The organism is Prevotella sp. (genome assembly GCF_036570325.1).
GTDB lineage: Bacteria > Bacteroidota > Bacteroidia > Bacteroidales > Bacteroidaceae > Prevotella.
In genome coordinates this window covers 20,047-44,167 of record NZ_DATCYK010000064.1, presented here as the reverse complement: position 1 = coordinate 44,167, position 24,121 = coordinate 20,047, and the positions used below count along the sequence as shown (strand labels likewise).

General features: G+C 51.5%; 13 protein-coding genes. 7 read left to right on the top strand and 6 right to left on the bottom strand.

Annotated features, from left to right (window positions below):
* Positions 1–11 precede the first annotated feature (11 nt).
* Positions 12–1,130: an efflux RND transporter periplasmic adaptor subunit gene (locus VIR50_RS07895; RefSeq protein WP_331934597.1), complete on the top strand. Its 1,119-nt coding sequence runs from the start codon at positions 12–14 to the stop codon at positions 1,128–1,130.
* Positions 1,131–1,157: 27 nt separating this feature from the next.
* Here VIR50_RS07895 and VIR50_RS07890 read toward each other — a convergent pair whose 3' ends face one another.
* The 6 genes from VIR50_RS07890 to VIR50_RS07865 form a co-directional block, all read right to left on the bottom strand.
* A complete protein-coding gene (locus VIR50_RS07890; RefSeq protein ID WP_331934596.1) occupies positions 1,158–1,667 on the bottom strand; it encodes a DUF4251 domain-containing protein in 510 nt (169 codons plus the stop codon).
* Positions 1,668–1,774: 107 nt separating this feature from the next.
* The gene (locus tag VIR50_RS07885) at positions 1,775–3,814 is read right to left on the bottom strand and encodes an alpha-amylase family glycosyl hydrolase (protein WP_331934595.1); all 2,040 of its coding nucleotides are present in this window, start codon (positions 3,812–3,814) and stop codon (positions 1,775–1,777) included.
* Between the two features lie 613 nt (positions 3,815–4,427).
* A complete protein-coding gene (locus VIR50_RS07880; protein ID WP_331934594.1) occupies positions 4,428–5,903 on the bottom strand; it encodes an Outer membrane protein SusF domain-containing protein in 1,476 nt (491 codons plus the stop codon).
* A 65-nt stretch (positions 5,904–5,968) separates the two neighbouring features.
* A complete protein-coding gene (locus VIR50_RS07875) occupies positions 5,969–7,135 on the bottom strand; it encodes a SusE domain-containing protein (RefSeq protein ID WP_331934593.1) in 1,167 nt (388 codons plus the stop codon).
* 20 nt (positions 7,136–7,155) lie between these two features.
* Positions 7,156–8,787 (bottom strand): RagB/SusD family nutrient uptake outer membrane protein, encoded by a 1,632-nt coding sequence (locus VIR50_RS07870; RefSeq protein ID WP_331934592.1) that lies wholly within the window; start codon positions 8,785–8,787, stop codon positions 7,156–7,158.
* 24 nt (positions 8,788–8,811) lie between these two features.
* The gene (locus tag VIR50_RS07865; RefSeq protein WP_331934614.1) at positions 8,812–11,994 is read right to left on the bottom strand and encodes a SusC/RagA family TonB-linked outer membrane protein; all 3,183 of its coding nucleotides are present in this window, start codon (positions 11,992–11,994) and stop codon (positions 8,812–8,814) included.
* Positions 11,995–12,438: 444 nt separating this feature from the next.
* On the opposite strand from VIR50_RS07865, the gene VIR50_RS07860 reads away from it, so the two are divergent.
* From VIR50_RS07860 to VIR50_RS07835, 6 genes are all read left to right on the top strand, one after another.
* Entirely contained in the window at positions 12,439–13,464 is a 1,026-nt protein-coding gene (locus VIR50_RS07860) for a LacI family DNA-binding transcriptional regulator (protein ID WP_331934613.1), read from the top strand.
* A gap of 87 nt (positions 13,465–13,551) precedes the next feature.
* A complete protein-coding gene (locus VIR50_RS07855) occupies positions 13,552–14,877 on the top strand; it encodes an MFS transporter (RefSeq protein WP_331934591.1) in 1,326 nt (441 codons plus the stop codon).
* A 353-nt stretch (positions 14,878–15,230) separates the two neighbouring features.
* Positions 15,231–17,927, top strand: a complete 2,697-nt coding sequence (locus VIR50_RS07850; protein ID WP_331934590.1) for a 4-alpha-glucanotransferase — start codon at positions 15,231–15,233, stop codon at positions 17,925–17,927.
* A gap of 64 nt (positions 17,928–17,991) precedes the next feature.
* Positions 17,992–20,127 carry a glycoside hydrolase family 97 protein gene (locus tag VIR50_RS07845; RefSeq protein ID WP_331934589.1) on the top strand — a complete coding sequence of 712 codons (2,136 nt, stop codon included), beginning with the start codon at positions 17,992–17,994 and terminating at the stop codon, positions 20,125–20,127.
* 53 nt (positions 20,128–20,180) lie between these two features.
* Positions 20,181–22,097 (top strand): type I pullulanase, encoded by a 1,917-nt coding sequence (gene pulA, locus VIR50_RS07840; RefSeq protein ID WP_331934588.1) that lies wholly within the window; start codon positions 20,181–20,183, stop codon positions 22,095–22,097.
* Positions 22,098–22,230: 133 nt separating this feature from the next.
* Positions 22,231–24,090, top strand: a complete 1,860-nt coding sequence (locus VIR50_RS07835; RefSeq protein ID WP_331934612.1) for a glycoside hydrolase family 13 protein — start codon at positions 22,231–22,233, stop codon at positions 24,088–24,090.
* The last annotated feature ends 31 nt before the right edge of the window (positions 24,091–24,121 follow it).

Here is a 24,121-nt window from a genome sequence, read left to right as displayed (position 1 = left end):
ATAAGATAAAGATGAGGAAGTATTTTAAGTTTATTATCGCGGGCCTTATCGCCCTTGTGTTCATCGGAACGTTCGTGTTTCTTTGGATAAAGTCGCAACCCAAGGCAGTGGTTTACGATGAGTTTACGCCTAAAGTCATGGATTTGAAGAAGACAACTGTCATCACGGGTAAGATAGAACCTCGCAATGAGGTGAACGTGAAGCCCCAAATCAGCGGCATAATCTCTGAAATCATGAAGGAAGCGGGCCAAATGATACAGGCCGGAGAAATCATTGCGAAGGTGAAAGTGATACCCGACATGGGGCAGTTGAGCAACGCTCAGGCCCGTGTAAGGCTGGCCTCGGTCAACGTGAAGCAAGCCCTGACCAACTATGAGCGTGAGAAGACGCTGTTCGACAAGGGCCTCGTGAGCGCCGATGAGTACGAAAAGGTGCGCCAAGCGTACAACCAAGCCCGTGAGGAAATCAAGGCGGCGAACGATAACTTGGAAGTTGTGCGCGACGGAGTGTCGAAGAGTAACGCCAGCACAAGCTCCACTTTGATTCGCTCAACCATAAGTGGACTGATCTTGGATGTACCTGTCAAGGTGGGCAATACGGTGATTCTGAGCAATACTTTCAATGATGGAACGACCATAGCGACCGTTGCCAACATGAATGACCTCATCTTCCGGGGTAACATTGATGAGACCGAAGTGGGTAGTTTGGTAACGGGCATGCCGATGAAGATAACTATCGGCGCGTTGCAAGACGAGAAGTTGCAGGCCAGCTTGGAGTATATCTCACCCAAGGCGGTGGAGAGTAACGGCGCCAATCAGTTTGAATTAAAGGCCGCCATCACCAAACTGGGCAACAAACAGATACGTTCCGGCTACAGCGCCAATGCCGAGATAGTGCTTGCCGAGGCCCGTCATGTGCTTACAGTGCCCGAAAGTGCCATTGAGTTTGGCAGCGATGGCACCTTTGTTTACGTGGTGAAAGGCCATGGCGAACAGAAAACCTACGAGCGACGAAAGGTCGAAGTGGGTTTGAGTGATGGCGTAAATATAGAGATAAAGCGCGGAGTGAGCGCCAAGGAAAGCGTGCGCGGTCCCAAGAAAGTGACCGACACGGATAGTGATAAGGAATAATCGGCAGGGGCGGGAAGCGGCAATGGCCTACTTCCTCATCTGCCCCGTGAAGCTGATAGACTCACGTTCACGTGAATGAACATGAACGGAGGCCGAACCATTTTCAAAGACATCTACCTGATAAAGGTAGGTGTCTTCGTCGTTTCTGACCGTCAGTTCCACCCTATGGCGGCCCTTTTTGTGGGTTGAGGCTTTGTAGTCGGTTATCGTTCCCTCAAAGTTGAGCCCCTTGCCACCGCCGTATGGCACCTGACGGGCTACGCCCCGATAGGGCAGATGGGACACAATCGTGTCGCCGGCCACCTCTAAATAGTAACCGTCGCTGATGTGTTGGCTCATTCCCCGCAGCGGAAGCATAATGCTAACGTCGATAAGGAAGCGGCGCTCATCAATGCGTTGGCGCACGAGTCGGGCAGTTTCGGCCCGTTGTTCAGCCTTTGTCATCGGCTTCTGATTTGGGCTTTGAAGGGGTGTATAGCATGCGGTGAACAGCACGAAGCTAAGAATCCCCGGTAAGGTTTGTAATCTTTTTTTCATCGTTTCGGCTCCTTTTGCTTTGTTGCAAATATAGTTTTTTGGAATGAAAAGTACAAACTTTACCGGGGATTTTTATGTTGCCGTCCGTTGGGAGGTGGCTGCCGGGCTTAGCGTCGGATGACGATTTTCCGGCCGTCGTGGATGTAAATGCCGTTCGTGGTGGGCTTGCCGATTCTTACGCCTTGAAGGGTGAACCATCCTTTTTGGGCCGTTGGCTCGGTCGTTGTGACGTGGTTGATGGCCGTAGGCACCGTGGTGGTAAGCTGATGGTGGCCTTGGTTGTCGGTCGAGGAGCCGATGTTGACAAACGTAGTCTTCCTGACGTTCTCGAGGTTGACGGTCTGCGGTGTTCCCGAACCAACGCTGAAGACGAAGTTAACGCAGTCCGTGGGGCTGTTGATACGGAATGTCTTGCTTATCCACAGCTTGCCATCTACCTTCTCTTGGGTGCTAACCTTGTCGCCGGGCCAGCTTGTATGCTGTGGCTGATGGCTGCCGTCGCCGCCCCAAGTCCAATAGTTGACACCCTCGTTGGCGGCGGTCCACTTGCTGCCGGCGGCCTCGGCGTTCACGTAAACCTTAATGTCATAGGGGTCGAATCTTGAGAATTGATACGTGCGTGAGTCAATGGCACTCACCACACCGTTGATTAACAAGCCGAATGTCAGCGTGCAGTTCTCGGTCAGGCTGACCACCGTGCCACCATCGACCTGCGTACCGTGGGTGGCCGTAGGGGTGGAACCATCGGTCGTGTAGACTATTTTGGCATTGCTCTTAGCCGAAACGGCACTCAACGTTACGTCCACTTTATTGACGTACTCGCCCGAAGCACGGTTGGCAAAGGCTATCTCGGCGTTGTTACTAAGGTAGTAAGCGTAGTGATAACCACTGATAATCTTGGTGAACTGCTGGGCAGACGGCGTGTAACGGTCGGTGTTTCCGATGACGGCAATGAGGTCTTTGCGGCCCATGGACTTCACTACGGCGTGGTCCATCATGCTACTTACGAGGAAAGAATAGCTGCTCGTGTTGGTGATACCTGCGGCCTTGCGGGCGTCGATCATCGCTTTGATGTCCTGCTTGTAGTCTTGCCAATGCTTGAAAAACACGCAGGGGGTGCCCGGCATGGCCAACATGTAGGCGTTGGCGGCCAATGTGTCGCTGCGAACGGGATCTTGCTGATTGGTCTCGGAGCGCTTCTCGGTGTCATGATTCTCAATAAAGGTCACGGCAAAGCGCCTATAATCGTTCTCATGTACCAAGTTTTCGGTGCTCCGAAGTTTGCTCCAATTGCCATCACGGATAGCTTCGCTGATGTTATAGCGGAACGGGAAGTCGAAGGCAGCGCTCCTTTTACCCGTCGCGTCAATCCAATTGATGATGGTGCGCTTGTTATCCCAGCACTCGCCGACCGAGAATTCCACCTTCGCCGCGTCGTTGTAATTGCCCACATGCTTGCCCGCGAAGCCTTTCACCATGTCGTAGCGGAAGCCCGAATAGCCCAAGTCGTGGAGCAGGAACTGCTCATAGGCTTTCACGATGGCCTGAACATTGGCGCTCTGGTGGTCGATGTCGCGCATGCCGGCCCATCCGGTACCGTCGTCATTGTGGCTTCCGAGGCGAACGTTGTCCTTGGCTGCCTGCGTGGCCGTTACCCATTCAGGGGCCGGCGTGCCATCGCTGTGCTTGGCGTCACTGTCGTCATCGGCCACGATGTCGGTGGTCTGAAGCTGGTAAGTCGTGTTTTTATACGTTTCCTTGGGGAAGTTCCACCAGCCCGAAGTCTGATGATGGTTGATAACCACGTCGGCAATGGTGAGCAGTCCCTTATCCTTGAAAGTCCTGATCATGCTCTTCAACTCGTCGGCGGAGCCAAAACTACTGTTCTGATCGAAGTAATAGTAAGGGTCATAGCCCATAGACGTGGGATTGTTGCAGCGTCCGCTCTGCGGAATCCATACGAGTGAGAAGTATCGGCTCAGCTCGTCGGCCTGACTTTGGAGCGTCGTCCACTTGCTGTCGGCAAAGGAATCCCAGTAGAATCCTTGCAGCATGACACCGTTATAGGCCGAGGGCCAGCCTTGTGTCTGTGCCATCGTGCAGAGGCTCACCATGAGAGTGAGGAGTATAGAAGCTATTTTTTTCATTTGCGTAATGAGCGTTTAGGTTTATTGGTTGCGAATTTACGAAAAAACTTTTATACCTTTCGGCTTGATTTGTGTCAAGTTATGAGATTCTAAGTGCAAACGATTGCATGGTTGCGAATAATCTTTACAAATGGTCAAAAATGGCTGCTTTATTTGAAAAAGAAAAACTTTTGCTTGGAAATAGGTCAAGGATTTGAAAGTTGGTAAGTAATTGTTAATCAATGATTTGATATTCTTTGTGAGAAAAGGGTGGCCTTTCGGTAACCTGAAAGGGCAGCTTTGGGTCGTTCATAGTGGGCCTTTGGGCGAGTGGCAGGCCTGCTTTGACCCGGCGGAAAGACCTCGGTGGGCAGCCGAAAGGCCTGCTTTGAAGTGGCGAGGGGCTATGAATGGGCGCATGGGAGACCCGTGGCGGATGGTGAAAGCCGGGCTTTCGGCCTTTTGGCAAAGCTAAATAGGCGATTGGAGAGAGGTGGTTTTTCGGTTAAAATGTTTTACAAAAACGTTTTCATGGCCTGCCTTTGATATGCCCGAAAGCAAAAGGGTGGGGCATGGAAACAAAAAAAGTGGAGATGAAAACCATCTCCACTTGATTTATCGTTTTAGCTTTTTCTTATTTGAAAGAGCCGCTCATCTTGGCGAAATTGAGGTGAACGCGCTGTCCCTTGTTGGCCGTAGCGGGTGTAAGTTCGCCATCGGTACGCAACGTAATGTTGCCATTGATGACGTGGTACTCGCTGCGCCACCAATCAACTCCCGTCACTTGGGTGAACAAGCGTACCTTTCCGTCGTTGGCCAAAGCAGGCGATACGAAGTCGTCAGCTTCGCTTGCGGGAACGGGGAAGATATTATCAGCGCTCACGCCGTAGGCACCATTGGCGGTTGTTTCGCCGCAGAGGTACACTTGGGGCTTGCGAATGCGCAGGGTCTTGGCCTCGGCGTCAACCTCAAGCTGGTACCAACCGGCCTTCGTTACCTTGCAATTGCTACCGTCATCGGCGTAGCCTGCGCCTGCCTCATCGGTCACTTTAAGTTGATTTCCGCCGAAATCGTTGCCCTTCCAACCGGCCTCCGGAGAGAACTTAAACATCTCGCCGGCGTGCAGGTAGATGATGGTCCAGAAGTAACGGCTAGGCACTGAGGCGTCGCCATTGGAGTTAACCTTGTTCAGGTGCAGCCAATTCTCGGTGTTACCGCCCCAATTGTATTGGCTTCCCGTGAGGAACATTTCGTCCTTAATGGGCACAACGTTGTACTTGCCGTTGATGATGTCGATGGAAATTTGGTATTTCTTGGCCTTCGGGTCAGCGTCGAACTTGATGTTCTTGCCGCCGTTGCGCAGGTCGATAGCTCCGCTCAAGCCCGGTTCACCATCGGCAAGCGCCGTGATGGCGTACTTCCATTCCACTACTTTTCCTGTTCCGTCAAATCCTGAAGCGGGCACGAACTTTATTTCATAGTTGCCGAGATTGGGCACAGCTTCAATGGTTACGCTGAATACGGGGTCATCGTAGATGTCGCCACCGCCGTTCTTCATGTGGTACATATCCTTGCGGGTGAGGGCCCAGCTGTCTACATTACCGACGAGGTAGTAGCCATTGGGGTCGATGAACGGTCCTACCTGAACTACTTTCAAATCGAATTTGCCCGATGTGGCGGCAAGGTTCTGCTTAATGGCAGTCTTACCGTCGCCGGTGAAAGCGGTCACCGTGGCGGTGAAATCGCGCTGAACGGGCTTGGGACCAAAGGTCTTCGACATGTAATCAGCCAAGTCCTTGAGGAGCATGTTGCCCGTGGCGCTAAGCTGATATTGCTTGTCGCCCAAGTTGATGAAGTATTTGTTGACGGTTTGCTCGTAGGAGGTTGTAGGCGCGACGATGTCACATACCTTTACCGAATCGAGGTCGGTAGGCTCCGTGGGGTACTGGGCCAGATTGATGACGCCGACACTCGACACTTTGCCTTCGCCGAAGTTGACGGCTTCGCCTTGGGCATTGGTGGCCTGATTGGTCCAATCGGCAAAGTCTTCATTGCAGGCGGTCATTGCCAAAAGGGCAACACCGGCTATAAAATATGATTTTAGTTTCATGATTTTTATGGGTCTTTTAGAAGGAACGGAGCCCGAAACTCCGTTCCTGAAGGTTTGCGGTTTACTTATTTTTGCTTGATAAACATGTAGGCACCCGTGATGTCATTGAAGTAGATTTTGTAGGTGCCTTCCTGTGCCGGGATAGCTCCGCCGTCGTTGGTGGCTATTCCGCAGGGGAATACATCGGCGCCCCAAGCGGTTCCATCACCTGCGGTGAACTTCAGACTGCCGCTCTTCAGGGTTACGGTGGCAAACCAGTCGTGGTTGATACCGCCTGCTATGGTGGTAACGGGAGCCATGTCGTTCTCGCCTATTTTCATCGACTTATAAACCTTGACCGGCGTTTCGGGCACGTAAGGTTCGCTCTTCATCGTGTGATCCGTCGTTGAAATGGTGAGTCGGTAGTAGCCTGCCTTCTTCACGGTGATGTTACCTTTGTCGTTATCATTGTTGCGATAGGTGAATCCTTCGCCATCATCCAAGCTGTGACCGTCGCCACACATACCGTAATTCCAGTTGCTAAGACCTTTCGGGGCGATAACTTTGAAACCGTTGGAAGCCTCGGTGAAGTAGCCCACATATTCTATATTACCGTCTCCGGTGAAGCGGTTGTACTTCTCACCGGCCTTTACATACATGGGAAGCATGCCGGTACCGATCTTCTCGGGGTCGTTGGCCCAAGAGCCGTCGGCTATGTTCTCACCCGTCATGTACCAGAACTGGGGCAGTGACTCCTGCAGGAAGTAGCTGGTAACCTTGATGGTTTGTGGGTTGGAATATACGTAAGTGGAGCTGTCTGTTGAGTTAGCGAGGCAGGCAACCATGCGCACATTCAGGCTGATGACTTCGCTCTTGTCTACTTGCTCGGGCTTTTCATAGCCTCTGAGTTTCATGATTCCGAGGTCAATCTCGTTGGCAGGAGCGTCATAGTTGATGGATTTGGCCTTGGTATCGGTAGCCACTACTTTGCTCATGTCGGAGAAGTCGGCGGCCTCGGTGAACTCTATCCAGTAGGAAGTCTCGGTGGGGAAGCCGTAGTTGGGGGCTGCTTCGGCCTTGAACGCTACGGACTCGCTGTTCTCCAAGTTGATAACTCTGTCGCCAATGGCCGGCGTCAGTTGGGTGAAAGTGGCAGGTACATTCAATATGGGGTTATCGTCGCGGTCTGACTCACATGATGTCAGGACCATTGCGCCCATCAGCAATGTTGCCAATATATTGATTTTTTTCATAATATGAGTTGTTATTGTCGTTATTTTCCGTAGTCCGGATTCTGTTTAAGATTGCCGTTGGCGTTCAAATCGCTGTTAGGAATGGGGTAAATATTCAAATGCTTGTCGAACTGGGTGCCATAGAATGTGCCGCCCATCCACTGCCATTTGTATTTACTTTGTCCGCCGAATTTGCCGAAACGGATAAGATCCATGCGGCGACGGCCCTCAAATCCGAACTCTCTTGACCACTCGTCGCAGATAACATCGAGGTCGGCAGCCTTCATATCGGCAGTTTTGGCACGGCTGCGGATGGCGTTGAGCATTTTAAGACCGGCCGCTGTACACTTTCCACCGTGCATGCGGGCGTCGGCTTCGGCTATGTTCAGGTAAGCCTCGGCGGCGCGGAAGATGGGGAAGTCGGTGTCAACGAACTGCGTGTGCTTGGGCGATGAGCCGTCAGCACGGGTGTTGAGGAACTTCACATAGGCGAAACCCTTGGTAAAGTCGCTTTCCTTTTCTATGTTAAAGGTGTGGCCTTGGTTGAAGAAAAGGGCGCGGTTGTCCTTGGCTGAAGCCGCTACGACAGTGGGATTTCCGGTTGCGTAGCCGCCGCTGGGGAAGAACTTCTCCACGAACTGTGGGCGAACGTGGTTACCACCCCAGTTCTCCGATGTGCCGTAAGGATAGCTTTCCTTGATCTTGTCGTTGCAAGTTGAGGCCATGATAAACAGACATCCACCCCATGTTTGGGTATCTATGCCGTCATGAATGGCCGGCAGGATGATTTCCTTTTGTGCTCCGTTCTTGTCATTATCGCCCATGAAGAGAAGCTGATAAGGCGAGTAGCTCTTGTATTGAGAGGTGGTGCAGAGCGCGTAAGTGCCATCGTCAACTACTTTTTGAGCGTACTTCTGTGCGTTGGCCCAGTCGGCTTTACCGGCATAAACCTCGGCGTTGAGGTAGTTGCGTGACAGCAACAACCATGCTGCGGCCTTGTCGGCGCGGCCATAAGCCACTCGTTGTGAAGGGTCTTTCAGTATGTCTTTACCCTCACCTTCGCCTACGATGTCGAGCAATTCTTTCTGTACGAAGTCGTAAACTTCTGCCCGTTTAGCTTGTGGTGCCGGCTTTTCTGTGATGGTGGTAATGAACGGTATGTTGCCGTAAAGGTCCATCAGGTAAGAGTAATACAAGGCACGCAGGAAGCGGGCTTCGGCCCGTTGGGTCAGGAGAGTTTCGTTAGCGTCCTCCACTTTCTGCTCAAGGAACGAGTTGGCCAGCGTTATTCCGAAGTAAAGACGGTAGTAGAGGGCCTTCATCATGGGGTGGCTGTCGCTCCAAGCGTTGTGGTTGAACTCGGGAATACCTGCGTCTCCCCAAATACAGTGAGCCTCATCGGTGGGAAGCTCGTTGGCGTTCCACAACTGACGAATCATGCTTGAGGTTCCTTCATCGATGTCATCGATGTCGCCATCGCCGGCAGGTCCCGTCTGTCCTGTCAAGACCATGTTGGCATAAATCTTGGTAAATGCGGCGTCAGGGTTGTTCTCTGCTACTTTCTGAGGGTTGATATTCTCAACGTCAAGGTCACCAACGCAGGCTGTAAGGCCCATGGTGGCAATAGCAAATGCCGCTGTCGGTAGTATATGTTTGATGTTTATAAGTTTCATAATTGTACTTTTTATTAGGTCAGTTTAGAAGTTCAGACTCAAACCGAGCACCATCGTGAATGGTCGCGGATAGAGAGAATTGTCGATACCGTTGGCAATCTCCGGGTCAAGTCCATTGTACTTGGTAATTGTAAATACGTTTTGTACGGTGGCATAGACACGTCCGCTAATGCCGTTATAGCTGCCGCTTTTCAGCAAATCGGCGAAACTGTAGCCCAATGTGATGTTATCCATCTTGAGGAAAGAGGCATTCTCCACGAACGCATCTGAATAGAACTGCTCTGTCAGTGGGTTAGTGAGGTGGAGCGCTACGGCGTCTTTCGGGCGATTGGCTAAGTAACCGAGGGAGTAGATTGAGCCTGAGCCAACGTTGATGGCACCTGCCAAGTTGTTATTATATACGTAGTTACCGAGGCTTGCACGCATGGCGAAGCTGAAATCCCAGTTCTTATAAATCATCTTAGAGCCAAGACCCATGGTTACATCGGCAGCCGGCTTGTAGTAATAGTAGCGGTCGCCACTGTCGGTAATGCCGTTTCCATTGCGGTCAACATAAGTGTTGGGAATTATCTTTCCGGCCTTGTCATAGGCTTGTTGGTACACATAGAACGAGCTGGCGGCGTGACCTACGGCGTGAGCCTGTATCGTTCCACCCGTACCGGCTGATATACCACCGGTCTCTACATAGTAGTTCTTGCTGTCACCACCGATGAGTTCGTCGATCTCATTGTGGTTATAAGTAAGGTTGTAGTTCACTTCCCAACGGAAATCCTTGGTCTGTATGGGGCGAACAGTGGTGCTGAACTCGAATCCGGAGTTATGAAGACTACCGATGTTGCTGGTCAGTTTGTTGCGGAAAGTGCTTCCCGCTGACACGTAAACCGTATTGATAAGGTCGGTGGTCTTGCGGTAGTACCAGTCAAGATTGAACATCAGACGGTCATTATAGAAGCTAAGATCGAGACCGGCGTTGTACGTTGTGGTCTTCTCCCATGTGAGTTTCTCGTTCCGAGCGTCAGGACGATACGTCAAACCCTTGTTCAATCCGATGTTATAATAGGCGTGGTCAGCGTTTGGCTTATAACTTTCGAGATAGCCATAGTCGCCGATTCCTTCCTGCTGACCGGTGATTCCCCAGCCCAAACGGAGCTTGGCGTCGCTGAGAACGTTGATGTCTTTCAAGAAAGTTTCCTCCTTCAGCTTCCATGCGAAAGCGGCTGATGGGAACACACCCCAGCGCTTATCCTTGTGGAAACGTGACGAACCGTCGCTACGGAGTGTGAAAGTAAGGAGATAACGGTCCATGAGTGAGTAGTTCAAACGGCCGAAGAAAGATACCAAGTAATACTCGCTGGCATATTTGGTCTCGGATGTCGGCGCATCAAACTTGGTGTTAGCCAAGGGTTCATCGGCCTTGTGAGAACCGTCGGGGTTGAAGGTTTCACGAGTAGCCTCGCTGGTAGAAGGAATCCATCCCCAGCCATTGTGGTCGCTCTTTACGTGGAAGTGTTGCCACTCATAGCCGGCCATGGCGTCCAAATGATGAATCTTCTCAAAGTCTTTCATATACTGCAAGTAGGCATTATACGAAAGGTTATAAGTATCTTTGGTGTTCCATCCGTCGTAACCATAGTAGTTATTGGTGGTGGAGTATGGAGAAATGGTCGTCTTCTGATTACCGGTGGAGAAGTCGGCACCGCCATTCATGTGGAGATGAAGGTCCTCGAGACCGTGGAAAGAGTAATCAACTTCAATGTTACCAACAAATGATTTGGCGGTAGCACGGTCGTTCTTCAAGTCGAGAAGGGCCACGGGGTTGCCTGTAGCGTTGCGGTTGCTGGTCTGCAACCATGCGCTATCCTTGAATGTGGAGGCTGTGTACCACTGGGCATAGCCGCCAAAGTACTTGGTGTAAATGTCGTTACCATTGGCCCTGACAGGCTTTGTGGGGTCCATGTAGCGGGCTGCTCCGATGGCACCTCCGTCCGCATAGCGGCTCTTGGCTATCATTCCCTTACCATTGATGTTGAATTTCAGGTGGTCGTTGAGCAATGATGGAGAGAGATTTACGCTGGCTGTATAGCGCTCGAACTTACTTGTCTTGATGATACCTTGGTTGTTTGTGTAACCCAAAGACACACGGTAAGGCAGATTCTTCAAGCCTCCGGCCACGGTGATGTTGTGGTCTGTGGAGACGGTAGTGCGAAGAATCTCGTTCTGCCAGTCGGTATCGGCAAAGTTCTGTTCACCCTTTTCGTAGGTACCTTTGTAGCCCGTGAACTTTCCTTCCTTATCAAATGTCTTCTCAGAGCTAAGCTCTTTCATGGTGTACCAGCCTAATTCCTTGTAGGCTTTGCTGTCCTCGCCGTATGTATCCTTGATAAATTGGCGATATTCAGTGGCATTCAACACGTCCAGCGTGTTCTTCTTGGTAGCTATAGACACGTTACCGCTATAGCTGACACGTGGAGCTTGGCCCGCACGGCCTTTCTTTGTGGTGATAATAATCACACCGTTAGAGGCACGGCTACCATAAATCGCTGTGGCAGAGGCGTCTTTCAATACGGTAAAACTCTCGATGTCGTTCGGGTTAACCATGGAAAGAGGGTTGGAAAGGCCTTGTACGCCATAGTTGTCCATAGCCAGTCCGTCGATAACGATCAACGGGTCGTTGCTCGCGTTGAGCGAAGAACCACCGCGAATGCGGATCGTCGCGCTTCCGCCGGGCGTACCACCATCGGACACAACGCTCACACCGGCAATCTTGCCGCTAATCATGTCTTGCGCGTTAGTCTGCAAACCGTGGTTCATGTCATCGGGTTTGATGGCGGTAACCGAACCGGTCAAGTCTGATTTCTTGGCCCGTCCGTAACCTATAACCACCACGTCTTTCAGCGTTTGGTTGTCCTCTTGCAAGGTGATAACCACACTTTCGGCAGCCACAACCTTGGCCGGTTGATAACCGATGTAGGAAATAGTGATGGCCGATCCTTTGCCGGCTTGAATCACGAAGTTACCGTCGAAGTCGGTGACAGCGCCACCTTGTTGACCTTCAACTCTGACGGTGGCACCGATGATAGGCTCTCCGGTAGCATCCTTAACATGGCCTTTGACGCTTATTTGCTGTGCAAAGGCACTGACAGAAAGGAGTAGGCCTAAGATAAGGGCATACATCCTTAGAGGTAATTTGACTTTTACCTGCTTCATCATTTTGCTTTGATTTTTAAGTTAACGTTATTTATATAATAGTAATTATTGTCTGCCTGCGATAAAGCCCGCCATGTTTCTCGGGGCTGTTACATTGTTATTAGGTAGTCGACACGTCTCAGTAGACGTGATTATTGTCAATTCATTACAATGCAAAAGTAGTCCAATTCTCTATAGGTTGTTCGTTTTTGGTGGTGAAAAGCCATGTTTTAATGTGCAAACGATTGCGCTTTTGAAAGATTTTATTTACTTTTGCAACAGTGCATTTGCTACTGAATTACGCTAACTTTGCACCTGATAGAGGGCATATCGGCTATCTTAAGCAATCTTGACGATATGAGTTTTGCGCAAAATTTGTGCAAAAGAGGAAAAGAGTTGTAAAGCGCGTATTTCATGAGCAGGCCTTTCGGAGCGCCTGACTATACCAATCTATACATATTAACCATGACAGAAACTACGCCTATAACAATGAAAGACATCGCGCGGGAATTCGGTATTTCCGTGTCGACGGTGTCCCGTGCCTTGAAAGATAGCCCACGCATAAGCCTTGAGCGTCGGACGGCCATCCAGACTTATGCCCGTGAGCACAACTTCTATCCTAACGTAATAGCCGAGAGTTTGCGCAATAGTCGCGTCAAACCGCAGAAGTTGATTGGTGTCATAATCCCACAACTGACCCATTTTTACTTCTCTTCCATCCTCAGCGGCATAGAGGAAGAGGCCTCGGCAAGGGGCTATCGCATCCTCGTGGCGCAGAGTAATGAGAAATATGAGCGCGAAGTGGCCATCTGCCAGTCGTTCTATGAGAACAAGGTTTGTGGCGTTATCGTTTCCCAAGCCAAAGATACGCAGAAGTATGACCACTTTGCCAAGCTGATAGACCATGGGCTTCCGCTCGTGTTTTATGACCGGATATGCACCGGGGTGAACGCCAGTAGGGTGGTGGTAGATGACTACATGGGCGCTTATACGGCCGTTAACCATCTGATAGAGACCGGTTGCAGGCGCATAGCTTTCTACGGTACGTCGATGAAACTGGAGATCTCGAAGAACCGATACAATGGTTATCGTGACGCATTGCTCAACAATGGCATTGAACCCGATGAGCATTTGATACGCTATTGCGACAATCGGGCCGCCGCCGAGGTCATAACGCCCGACATATTGGCTATCGAGCCGCGCCCTGACGCGTTCTTCGCGGTGAATGACGACACGGCTATCGGCATATTGTACTCGGCCAAGCGGCTGGGACTTCGGGTGCCCGAGGACGTGAGTATCTGCGGTTTTACCAACGGAGAGCGGGCCATCGCCTGCGACCCCATGCTGACTACGGTGGAGCAAAGGGGCAAAAGAGTGGGCGAGGAAGCCGCCAACATCCTCATGGGACAAGTGGAAGGCTCCATTCCGAAGGACAAGATTGAGAAGCGAATTGTCAGAACCCGCCTCATCATCAGGGGCACCACCCGCTGACATCCGCGGCCGGCCGTGGCGTGAGTCATGGACGGACGACTGGCCATAACTAAGAACTGAAAAGAATTAAACATAATTATTACTGATATGAAACAGAAACCTGACATGAATTTCTGGGGCTTGTGGAACCTGAGTTTCGGATTCTTCGGCGTACAGATTGCCTACGCTTTACAGAGCGCTAACATTTCCCGAATCTTCTCAACCTTGGGAGCTGACCCCCATACCCTTAACTATTTCTGGGTATTACCGCCGCTTATGGGCATTCTTGTGCAGCCTATCATCGGCTCATTGTCCGATAAGACGTGGTGCAAGTTCGGCCGTCGCATACCTTATTTATTTATAGGAGCCACTCTGGCCGTGCTGGTGATGTGCTTGTTGCCCAACGCCGGGTCGCTCGGACTGGGCGTGTCGTCGGTCATGACGTTCGGATTGCTGTCGTTGATGTTCCTCGATACGAGTATCAACATGGCCATGCAGCCGTTTAAAATGCTCGTGGGTGACATGGTGAACGAGAAACAGAAGGGGCTGGCTTACAGCATTCAGAGCTTCCTTTGCAATGCGGGCAGCGTGGTAGGATTCATCTTTCCCTTCTTCTTCACGCTCATCGGAATAGCCAATACGGCAGCCCCCGGCGTGGTACCCGACTCGGTTATATGGTCGTTTTACATGGGTGCGGCCATCCTGATACTGTGTGTTATCTACACAACGCTGAAGGTGAAGGAGTGGAATCCGCAGGTTTATGCTGAGTATAACGGAGCCCCTGCCGCCTCGGAGGGCAAGGACGAGGGCAGCGCCAACTGGATTACGCTGCTCAAGAATGCCCCGAAGACCTTTTGGCACGTAGGTTTGGTACAGTTCTTTTGCTGGGCTTCCATGCTCTACATGTGGACTTACACCAACGGAGCCATCGCTTCTACCTGCTGGAACGTGGACATGCTCGACCCACATGCTACCTCGACGGAGGCTTATCAGGTAGCTGGCAACTGGGTAGGCATACTCTATGCCGTTCAGGCCATGGGCAGCGTGGTGTGGGCCATGGTGCTTCCACAGTTCAAGAACCGCAAGATGGGCTATGCCCTCAGCCTGCTGTTGGGTGGCATAGGCTTCGCGCTCGTGCCGTTCATCGCCAATCAGTACCTACAGTTCGCGGCCTTCCTGCTCATTGGTTGTGCTTGGGCCGCCATGTTGGCCATGCCTTTCACCTTTGTCACCAACGCCCTGCAGGGATATGGTCACATGGGAGCTTACTTGGGATTGTTCAACGGTACGATTTGCGTTCCGCAGATAGTGGCCGCTCTTGTGGGAGGTTATTTGCTGACGATGGTAGGCTCTGACCAGTCGAACATGATGATTGTGGCCGGTGTGCTCATGGCTTTGGGCGCGTTGAGTGTCACGATTATCAAGGAGAAATAGGCGTTGCCGGACGGCGCTTGCCTACGACTTGTGTTGCTGTTGTAACCCGTTTGAAATCAAATGGTTACGTGTTTATATTCCAATTTCTAAAAGTTTGCTTTCCGAAAGTGGTCCTTTGAGCCGCTCAAAGCTGCCCTTTCACACGGTCGTTACGGGCCTTTGGCAGGGTGAAAGGCCCGCTTTCGGAAAACCATTGTTTTACTCTTAGGATTTAACTTGTTTTCTATTCAAATTTAATCATGCCTTTATCTCCGTGCAAACGATTGCATTTCTTTTTCATGAAATAGTGTTGGCACTGCCCGACAACTCATTGAATAATTGCTAACTTTGGGGAGATTTATTAACCATTCGTTATGATTTTACACTTTAATATAGACTATCGGACAGTTTTCGGTGAAGAACTGTTGATGAATTGCATTGAAACCGATAAGGCCGGACACGAGAAAATAGCCCAGTACAGGATGAGTACGGTGGACGGAAACCGATGGACCTACACGATGAATGTAAAGAAGACCGGCCGCACGGCGGTGCTTCAGTACTTCTACAGTGTGGATTGTGAGGGCAGCGAACGCCGTCATGAGTGGTCTACAGAGTGCCACACGCTCGACTTGAATCTGATAAAAGCCACGGAATATCAGGTGTTCAACCGCTGGATAGATATTCCCGAGGACACCTATTTATACAGTTCGGCTTTCACGGAGTGCGTGAACCATCGCAAGGGAGCTGTCATCAATCCCACGGCTTTCGCCAAAACGGTACGCCTGATCGTGCGTGCGCCGCAGCTCAGGGCCGGCGATAGGCTGGCCATCTGTGGTGAGAGCGACGCCTTGGGAGGCTGGGACGTGGCCAAGGCCGTGCCCATGTATGAGCACAATTTTAACGAATGGATGGTCGATCTCAATGCCGATGGCTTCGAGGAGGGCAGCCTTGCGTTCAAGTTCGTGGCCCTCAATACGGCCGATAAGGCCAATCCCTTGTGGGAGACGGGCCTTAATCGCACGGTCGACGTGGTGAGCCTGAAGGATGGCGAGGCCGCCGTCTACGATTTGGAGCAGGCTTTCTTCGAGATATGCGACCGCAAGCTGGCCGGTACCTTGGTGCCCGTGTTCTCTTTGCGGAGCAAGACCAGCTTCGGCGTAGGCGACTTTGGCGACCTCAAGAAGATGGTCGATTGGGTGGCACTGACCCATCAGCGTGTGTTGCAAGTGCTGCCTATCAACGATACAACCATTACTCACACGTGGACAGACTCCTATCCTTACAGTTGCATCAGTATCTTCGCGCTCCATCCGCAGTACGTTGATCTGACCCGGTTGCCCGCTTTGAAGGACGCCAAGAAGCGCAATGACTTCGAGGCTTTGCGCCAACAGCTCAACGCTTTGAAGCAAATCGACTACGAGCAGGTCAACAATGCCAAGACCACTTACCTGAAAGAGCTCTTCGCTCAGGAAGGTAAGAAGATGATGAAGAGCGCTGCTTTCAAGGCCTTCTTCAAGGAATCGGAGCAGTGGCTGGTGCCTTATGCGCAGTACTGTTACCTGCGTGACGTGCATGGCACGGCCGATTTCAGCCGCTGGCCCGACCATCCGGCATGGAACGAGGCCGACCGTGAGGCGCTGACCACGGCTTCCACGGAGGCTTATGGGCAAGTGGAGTTCTACTACTTCGTGCAGTTTATCCTCAACACACAGATGGAAGCCGTGCACGAGTATGCCCGTTCCAAGGGCGTCATTCTCAAGGGCGACATTCCCATCGGTGTGAACCGATATGGTTGCGACGTGTGGATGGAGCCCAAATATTTCAATCTCAACGGTCAAGCCGGTGCGCCGCCGGATGATTTCTCGGTAAGTGGGCAGAACTGGGGGTTCCCCACTTACAACTGGGAAGAAATGCTGAAGGACGATTGTGCTTGGTGGGTGCGCCGCTTCCAGAACATGAGTAAGTTCTTCGATGCGTATCGTATAGACCACGTCTTGGGCTTTTTCCGCATTTGGGAGATACCCGTCGACGCCGTTCATGGACTGCTCGGACAGTTTGCCCCGGCCTTGGACATGACCCGGGAGGAGATAGAAGCCTACGGACTTCGCTTCCAAGAAGAGCATTTCACTACGCCTTTCATCACCGATTGGATTGTCGATCGTGTCTTTGGCGACAACGCTTCGTATGTCAAGGCCACTTATTTGCAGTACCGGCATGACGACGTTTGGGCGATGAAACCCGAGTATGACACGCAGAAAAAGATAGAGGCGGCCTTCGCGAACAAGACTGAGGAAAAGGATATGTGGCTGCGCGACGGGCTTTATTCCTTGGTAAGCAATGTGCTCTTTGTACGCGATAGGAAAGACAAAAATAAGTTCCATCCACGTATCAGTGCCCAGTTCGATTTTACCTACGAGGCCCTTTACGACAGCGACAAGGCCGTGTTCAACCGCTTGTATAACGACTATTACTACCGTCGTAACAATCATTTCTGGTATCGTGAGGCCATGAAGAAGCTGCCAAAGCTGGTTCAGGCCACCCGCATGTTGGTGTGCGCGGAGGACTTGGGCATGGTTCCCGACTGCGTGCCATGGGTGATGAGCGAACTCAAAATCTTGAGTCTTGAGCTTCAAAGCATGCCCAAGGATCCCAAGGTGAGGTTCGGTTACTTGGGCCGCAACCCTTATCGGTCGGTTTGTACCATATCAAGTCACGACATGCCGACGCTCCGTCAGTGGTGGGATGAGGACATGCAGCGCACGCAGGAGTACTATAACACCATGCTCTACCGCACGGGTGGCGCTCCTCATCCGCTGCCCGGATGGCTTGCCCGTGACATTATTGAGCGCCATTTGTGCTCTCCTTCCATGCTCTGCGTGCTGTCTGTGCAGGATTGGTTGGCCGTGGATGAGCAGCTGCGGTTGGCCGACGCTAATGCCGAACGTATCAACATTCCTGCCAATCCCAAGCATTATTGGCGCTATAGGATGCACGTAAGCATTGAGGATTTGATGGAAAATGACAGTTTCCGTGAGAATATTACGGAACTGGTCATGCAGAGTGGACGATAGAAAACAATACAATAAGTCCGTCCCGTCGGCCTGACGGGCGGACAACTAATCAAACTTAACAATCATGAACAAGACATTATCCATGGTCGTTTCCATGTTGCTGTTGCCTTTATTGGCCGCGGCCCAGACGGTGTTGTCGCCCAATGGCAACGTGAAACTGACCTTCTCGCTCACCGGAAATGGTGTGCCGACCTACGAATTGACCTACAAGAACAGGGCCGTCGTGAAGCCCAGCCACCTCGGATTGGAGCTGGCCAAGGACAAGCATGCCTCTAAGGGCAAGCAAGAGACCGACTTGATGGACGGATTTAAGGTGGAACGAACACGCAGTTCGTCCTTTGACGAGACGTGGAAACCCGTTTGGGGTGAGACTTCCGCTATCCGTAATCAGTACAATGAGTTAGAGGTTAACCTGCGTCAGCCGGCCCATGATCGCCTCGTCGTTATCCGTTTCCGTGTCTACGATGACGGTATGGGCTTGCGTTATGAGTTCCCGCAACAGCCGAACCTCAACTATTTCCTTATCAAAGAGGAGCACACGCAGTTTGCCATGGCCGGTGATCACACGGCATGGTGGCTTCCGGGCGATTACGACACGCAGGAGCAGGAAACTCAAGAGAGCAAATTGTCGGAGATTCGTGGCCGTTTCAAGCAGGCGGTGAACTGGGGTAACTCTTCCGTTTCGGTGTTCTCGCCTACCGGAGTGCAAACTTCGCTGCAAATGAAGTCGCACGATGGGCTTTATATCAATATCCATGAGGCGGCTTGTATCGACTATGCCACCATGCACTTGAACCTTGACGACAAGTCAATGGTGCTCGAGAGCTGGCTCACTCCTGACGCTACGGGCCTTAAAGGGTGCATGCAGACACCCTGCCAAACGCCTTGGCGTACGGTCATCGTGAGCGATGATGCACGTGATATGTTGTCGTCCAACCTCATTCTGAACCTCAATGAGCCTTGCAAAATTGAGGACACAAGCTGGATTCATCCCACAAAGTATTGCGGAGTGTGGTGGGAAATGATTGTCGGAAAGAGCTCTTGGAACTATACGGATGAGTTTCCTTCTATCAAACTCGACCAAATCGACTGGCAGAAAGCGAAGCCCAATGGGCGTCACGGTGCCACTACGGCCAATGTGAAGAAGTACATCGACTTTGCCGCCGCCAACGGATTAGACCAAGTATTGGTCGAAGGTTGGAACGTAGGATGGGAGGATTGGGCCAACATGTGGAAGCGTGACGTGTTCGACTTTGTGACTCCTTATCCCGATTTTGACCTCAAGTACCTCAATGAGTATGCCCATTCCAAGGGTGTGAAGCTACTCATGCACCACGAGACAAGCTCGAGTGTGGGCAATTACGAGCGTCATTTGGAGAATGCGTTTCGGCTCATGAACCATTATGGTTACGACGCTGTGAAGGGTGGTTATGTTGGTGACATCATCCCAAGGGGCGATCATCACTTCTCACAGTCAATGAATGAGCACTATCTTCATGTGGTGAAAGAGGCCGCCAAGCACCATATCATGGTGAATGCGCACGAGGCCGTGCGGCCCACCGGCCTTTGCCGAACCTATCCTAACTTAGTGGGGAACGAGAGCGCACGTGGAACTGAGTACGAAGCTTTCGGCGGTAATCGTCCCGATCATACCGTTATATTGCCTTTCACACGGCTTCAGGGCGGGCCGATGGACTATACTCCCGGTATCATGGAGACCCAATTGAGCAATTGGAGCGACAATAAGTCGTGGGTTCGTAGCACTTTGGTGGGACAGTTGGCCCTCTATGTCACCATGTATAGCCCGCTTCAAATGGCTGCGGACTTGCCTGAGCACTACGCGAAGTTCAACGATGCCTTCCAATTTATTAAGGATGTGGCCTGCGATTGGGACGATAGTAAGTACCTTGAAGCGGAGCCCGCGGACTATATAACGGTAGCCCGCAAGGCCAAGGGAACCAACAATTGGTTTATCGGAGGTAAGTGTGATGAGAACGGACATAAGTCTACAATCAAGCTGGACTTCCTCGATAAGGGTCGCAAATATGAATGTACGATCTATGCGGACGCCAAAAACGCGCATTACAAGGACAATCCCAAGGCTTATACCATTACGAAACGAGTGGTTAAAAAGGGTGATACCCTGAAGCTGACAGAGGCTCCCGGCGGTGGATTCGCCATCTCCTTATTTGCAAAATAATACTTCACGAACTTGTTTCCTCCATGCTTTGAGGGAATCGACATGACAGAACTATGAAGTTAAAGAGTTTTTATTTAGCAGCATTTACTGCTTCTTTCTTTCATTCTGCTCAGGCTCAAGGCGTCTTTAATGAGATGTCTTACAGTCCTGAGCAGACTGTTTTCACGCTCAACGCTCCCGTTAAGCCGGTCGTAAGAATCTATCCTGATGCGCAGAACCTCAAGGCTTCCAAGACCGTAAAGATGAAACGGGCGGGTGAGAACGTGTGGAAAGTCGCCATAAAAGGCGATTTGAAGAACAAGTTTTATACTTTCGACATCGGCAAAGGTGAGACTCCGGGCGTTTTTGCCACCGCTGTGGGCGTGAATGGACGCCGCGGTGCCATCATCGATCATCGGCAAGCAAGCCCCGATGGTTGGCAAACGGACCGCATCTTGGGCGTGAAGTCGCCCACCGATTTGATCATTTATGAGCTTCATCATCGTGATTTCTCGGTCGATATGTCGTCGGGTTTGCGGTATAAGGGCAAGTTTTTGGCCCTTGCAGAGCCTAAAGCGATTGATTATCTCAAAGAGTTGGGCATTACGGCGGTGCACATTTTACCCTCATTTGATTATGCTTCAGTGGATGAGACACGGCTTGACATGCCGCAATATAACTGGGGTTACGACCCGCTGAACTACAATGTACCCGAGGGAAGCTACTCTACGAACCCCTATGATCCGGCCACCCGCATTCTCGAATTCCGACAAATGGTGATGAAACTCCATCGAGCCGGTATCCGAGTGTTCCTTGATGTGGTCTACAATCATACCTTTGACCTCGATGGAAGTAACTTTCAGCGCACTTTTCCCGACGCTTATTATCGCTTCACCGCCGATGGAAAACCCTCCAACGGGTCAGGTTGTGGCAACGAGACGGCCAGCGACCGTGCGCTCATGCGCCAATATATGCTGGCTTCTTTCAAGTATTGGGCCGAGGAATACCACATTGATGGCTTCCGTGTAGACCTGATGGGCGTGCATGACATTGAGACAATGAACGCCGTGAGAGCCGAGCTCGACAAGGTCAATCCGGGTATCTTCCTTTATGGCGAAGGCTGGAGCGCCGGCTCATGTGCCTATCCGCAGGAGAAATTAGCCATGAAAGCCCACATGCGTCAAATGCCTTCGATAGCGGCGTTCAGCGACAATTTGCGCGACGCTTTGCGAGGACCATTCAGCGATGATAGGCAAGGCGCGTTCTTAGCCGGTATTCCCGGTGAGGAGGAAAGCCTGAAATTTGGAATCGTGGGTGGTGTTTCTCATCCCCAAGTTGACATGTCTAAGGTGAATTATGACAAGCAACCATGGGCTGCCGAGCCCACTCAGCACATCAGTTATGTAAGTTGTCATGACGACATGTGCCTTGTCGATAGGCTTCGCACGGAGCTTCCGGGCATTAGCTATGAGGAACTTATACGATTAGACCTGCTGGCTCAGACCGCCGTTTTCACCTCGCAAGGCGTTCCTTTCATGCTTTCGGGCGAGGAAATGCTACGCGATAAGAAGGGAGTTCATAACAGTTACAACTCACCCGATAGCGTTAATCGCCTCGATTGGACCCATCTGAAGAAATATCCGCAGGTGTTCGATTACTACAAAGGGTTGATAGCGTTGCGCAAACGCTACCCCGCGTTCCGTTTAGGGACGGCCGATGGCGTGCGTCGGGGCGTGCATTTCATGGCTACGGAGCCGTGTTTGGTGGCTTATCGCTTGCGTAGTGAGGCGCAGCAGGGCGACATTTACGTGGCCTTGAACGCCAACAAAGAGGCCCGAAAGGTAAAACTGCCCGAGGGAGTGTACCACATTCTTTGTTACAATGGCCGTATAGACGCCGACGGAACACAACAGATGGCTTTCCGCAACGGTCATGACGAGGTGAACGTGCCGGCCCAGTCGGCGCTTATCCTCATGGAAGTCAACCGATGAAAAATGGCAGAAAAACAAATAACCTGAACATAAATAGATAACCAAAACGATGAATCTGATGAAAAATTATGTAGCGTCCATCGCCTTGCGGCGGCCTTTCCGAAGGGCTGTCGGCACCTTGTTGCTGTGTGGAATGGGCGTTGGAACGCTTCAAGCTCAAATGAAAATAGACCGAATAGAGCCGGCCAACTGGTTTGTTGGCATGAAAAAACCTACCGTTCAACTGATGGTTTGCGGCAAGAATGTCCGCGACGCCAAGGTAACGGTGGACTATCCCGGCGTGAAAATCGACTCTTTGGTGCGCCTCGACTCACCCAACTACCTGCTTGTTTACCTTAATTTGGAAGGTGCCAAGGCCGGTGAGATGACGTTGAAGTTTGACGGCAAGAAAGTGAAATACCCACTCAAGAACCGTGAGATGAGCGGTGATAAGCGCATGGGGTTCACCAATGCCGACGTGCTTTACATGCTCATGCCCGACCGTTTTGCCCAAGGCAAGGGCCATCCGTCACAAACCAAGGGCCTCAATGCCTATCGGGAAGACCGCACGCAGCCCAGTCTGCGCCACGGAGGCGACCTCAAAGGCATTATGGAACACCTCGACTATTTTAATCAGTTGGGCGTTACGGCGCTTTGGTTCACCCCCGTTTTGGAGAACAACTCGCCCGACGGACACGGCCATAGCACCTATCACGGTTACGCGACCACCGATTATTACAAGGTAGATCCACGCTTCGGCAGCAACGAAGATTATCGTCGACTGATTGACGAGGCCCATAAGAAAGGCCTGAAGGTAGTGATGGATATGATATTCAACCATTGTGGCTTTGAACATCCATGGGTAAAGGACCTTCCAAGCAAGGATTGGCTCAACGTACCGGAGTGGTTGGACGAGGCCAAAGGCCAATCGAAAAAGGGTCAGCGTGCACGGGTGAACGATAAGTATCTGCAAACTTCCTACAAGCTCACGCCCGTATTAGATCCCTATGCGTCGAAAGTTGACCTGCATGAGACCGTCGATGGTTGGTTTGTTCCTACCATGCCCGACCTCAACCAGCGTAATCCGCACGTCATCACCTACCTTATTCAGAACAGCGAGTGGTGGATTGAGACCGTCGGCATTGACGGCATACGCATGGATACCTATCCTTACGCCGACCGAGAGGCCATGGCCCAATGGATGAAAACGTTGGATGAGGAATATCCTAACTTCAATACGGTGGGTGAAACGTGGGTCACCGAGCCCGCCTACACGGCCACATGGCAGAAAGATTCCAAGCTGTCGCCCATCAACAGCTACCTCAAGACGGTGATGGACTTCAGCTTCTTCGATAAACTTAACCAAGCCAAGAACGAGGAAACCGATGGTTGGTGGCAGGGAATGAACCGTATTTACAACAGTCTTTGCTATGATTACTTGTATGAGAATCCATCGAGCGTGATGGCATTTATCGAGAATCACGATACCGATCGCTTCTTGGGAGAAGGCAAAGACGTAGCTGCGCTGAAGCAAGGCTTGGCTTTGTTGCTCACGATGAACCGCATTCCGCAGCTCTATTACGGCACGGAAGTGCTCATGAATGGCACAAAGGCACGCACAGATGGCCATGTTCGCAAGGATTTCCCGGGCGGTTTCCCCGGCGATGCGCACTCCGCGTTCACCCGTGAGGGGCGAACCGTAGAGGAGAACGCCATGTTTGACTGGGTAAGTCGGCTGCTCCATTGGCGTCAAGGCAACGAAGTCATCAGCCGAGGCACGCAAACGCAGTTCATACCTTACAACGGTGTCTACGTATTGGCACGTCGTCATGGCGGCCGAACGGTCATGACCATCCTCAACGGAACCACCAAGAACGCCACGCTTGAGCTGAAACGATATGCCGAGCTCATCGGTAATAACCGCCAAGCTACCGACGTTATGACGGGCAGCGTGGTGAAATTTGCTGATAATATGGAGCTGACGCCCCGACAAACGCTTATCTTGGAGTTTTAAATAAGTATATATATAAGGTGAAAACCGGATT

What these genes read in the sequence shown, in the direction of transcription:
- VIR50_RS07895 (WP_331934597.1), top strand. Translation starts at nt 12, where the DNA reads ATGAGGAAGTATTTTAAGTTTATTATCGCGGGCCTTATCGCCCTTGTG.
- VIR50_RS07890 (WP_331934596.1), bottom strand. Translation starts at nt 1,667, where the DNA reads ATGAAAAAAAGATTACAAACCTTACCGGGGATTCTTAGCTTCGTGCTG.
- VIR50_RS07885 (WP_331934595.1), bottom strand. Translation starts at nt 3,814, where the DNA reads ATGAAAAAAATAGCTTCTATACTCCTCACTCTCATGGTGAGCCTCTGC.
- VIR50_RS07880 (WP_331934594.1), bottom strand. Translation starts at nt 5,903, where the DNA reads ATGAAACTAAAATCATATTTTATAGCCGGTGTTGCCCTTTTGGCAATG.
- VIR50_RS07875 (WP_331934593.1), bottom strand. Translation starts at nt 7,135, where the DNA reads ATGAAAAAAATCAATATATTGGCAACATTGCTGATGGGCGCAATGGTC.
- VIR50_RS07870 (WP_331934592.1), bottom strand. Translation starts at nt 8,787, where the DNA reads ATGAAACTTATAAACATCAAACATATACTACCGACAGCGGCATTTGCT.
- VIR50_RS07865 (WP_331934614.1), bottom strand. Translation starts at nt 11,994, where the DNA reads ATGAAGCAGGTAAAAGTCAAATTACCTCTAAGGATGTATGCCCTTATC.
- VIR50_RS07860 (WP_331934613.1), top strand. Translation starts at nt 12,439, where the DNA reads ATGACAGAAACTACGCCTATAACAATGAAAGACATCGCGCGGGAATTC.
- VIR50_RS07855 (WP_331934591.1), top strand. Translation starts at nt 13,552, where the DNA reads ATGAAACAGAAACCTGACATGAATTTCTGGGGCTTGTGGAACCTGAGT.
- VIR50_RS07850 (WP_331934590.1), top strand. Translation starts at nt 15,231, where the DNA reads ATGATTTTACACTTTAATATAGACTATCGGACAGTTTTCGGTGAAGAA.
- VIR50_RS07845 (WP_331934589.1), top strand. Translation starts at nt 17,992, where the DNA reads ATGAACAAGACATTATCCATGGTCGTTTCCATGTTGCTGTTGCCTTTA.
- pulA (WP_331934588.1), top strand. Translation starts at nt 20,181, where the DNA reads ATGAAGTTAAAGAGTTTTTATTTAGCAGCATTTACTGCTTCTTTCTTT.
- VIR50_RS07835 (WP_331934612.1), top strand. Translation starts at nt 22,231, where the DNA reads ATGGGCGTTGGAACGCTTCAAGCTCAAATGAAAATAGACCGAATAGAG.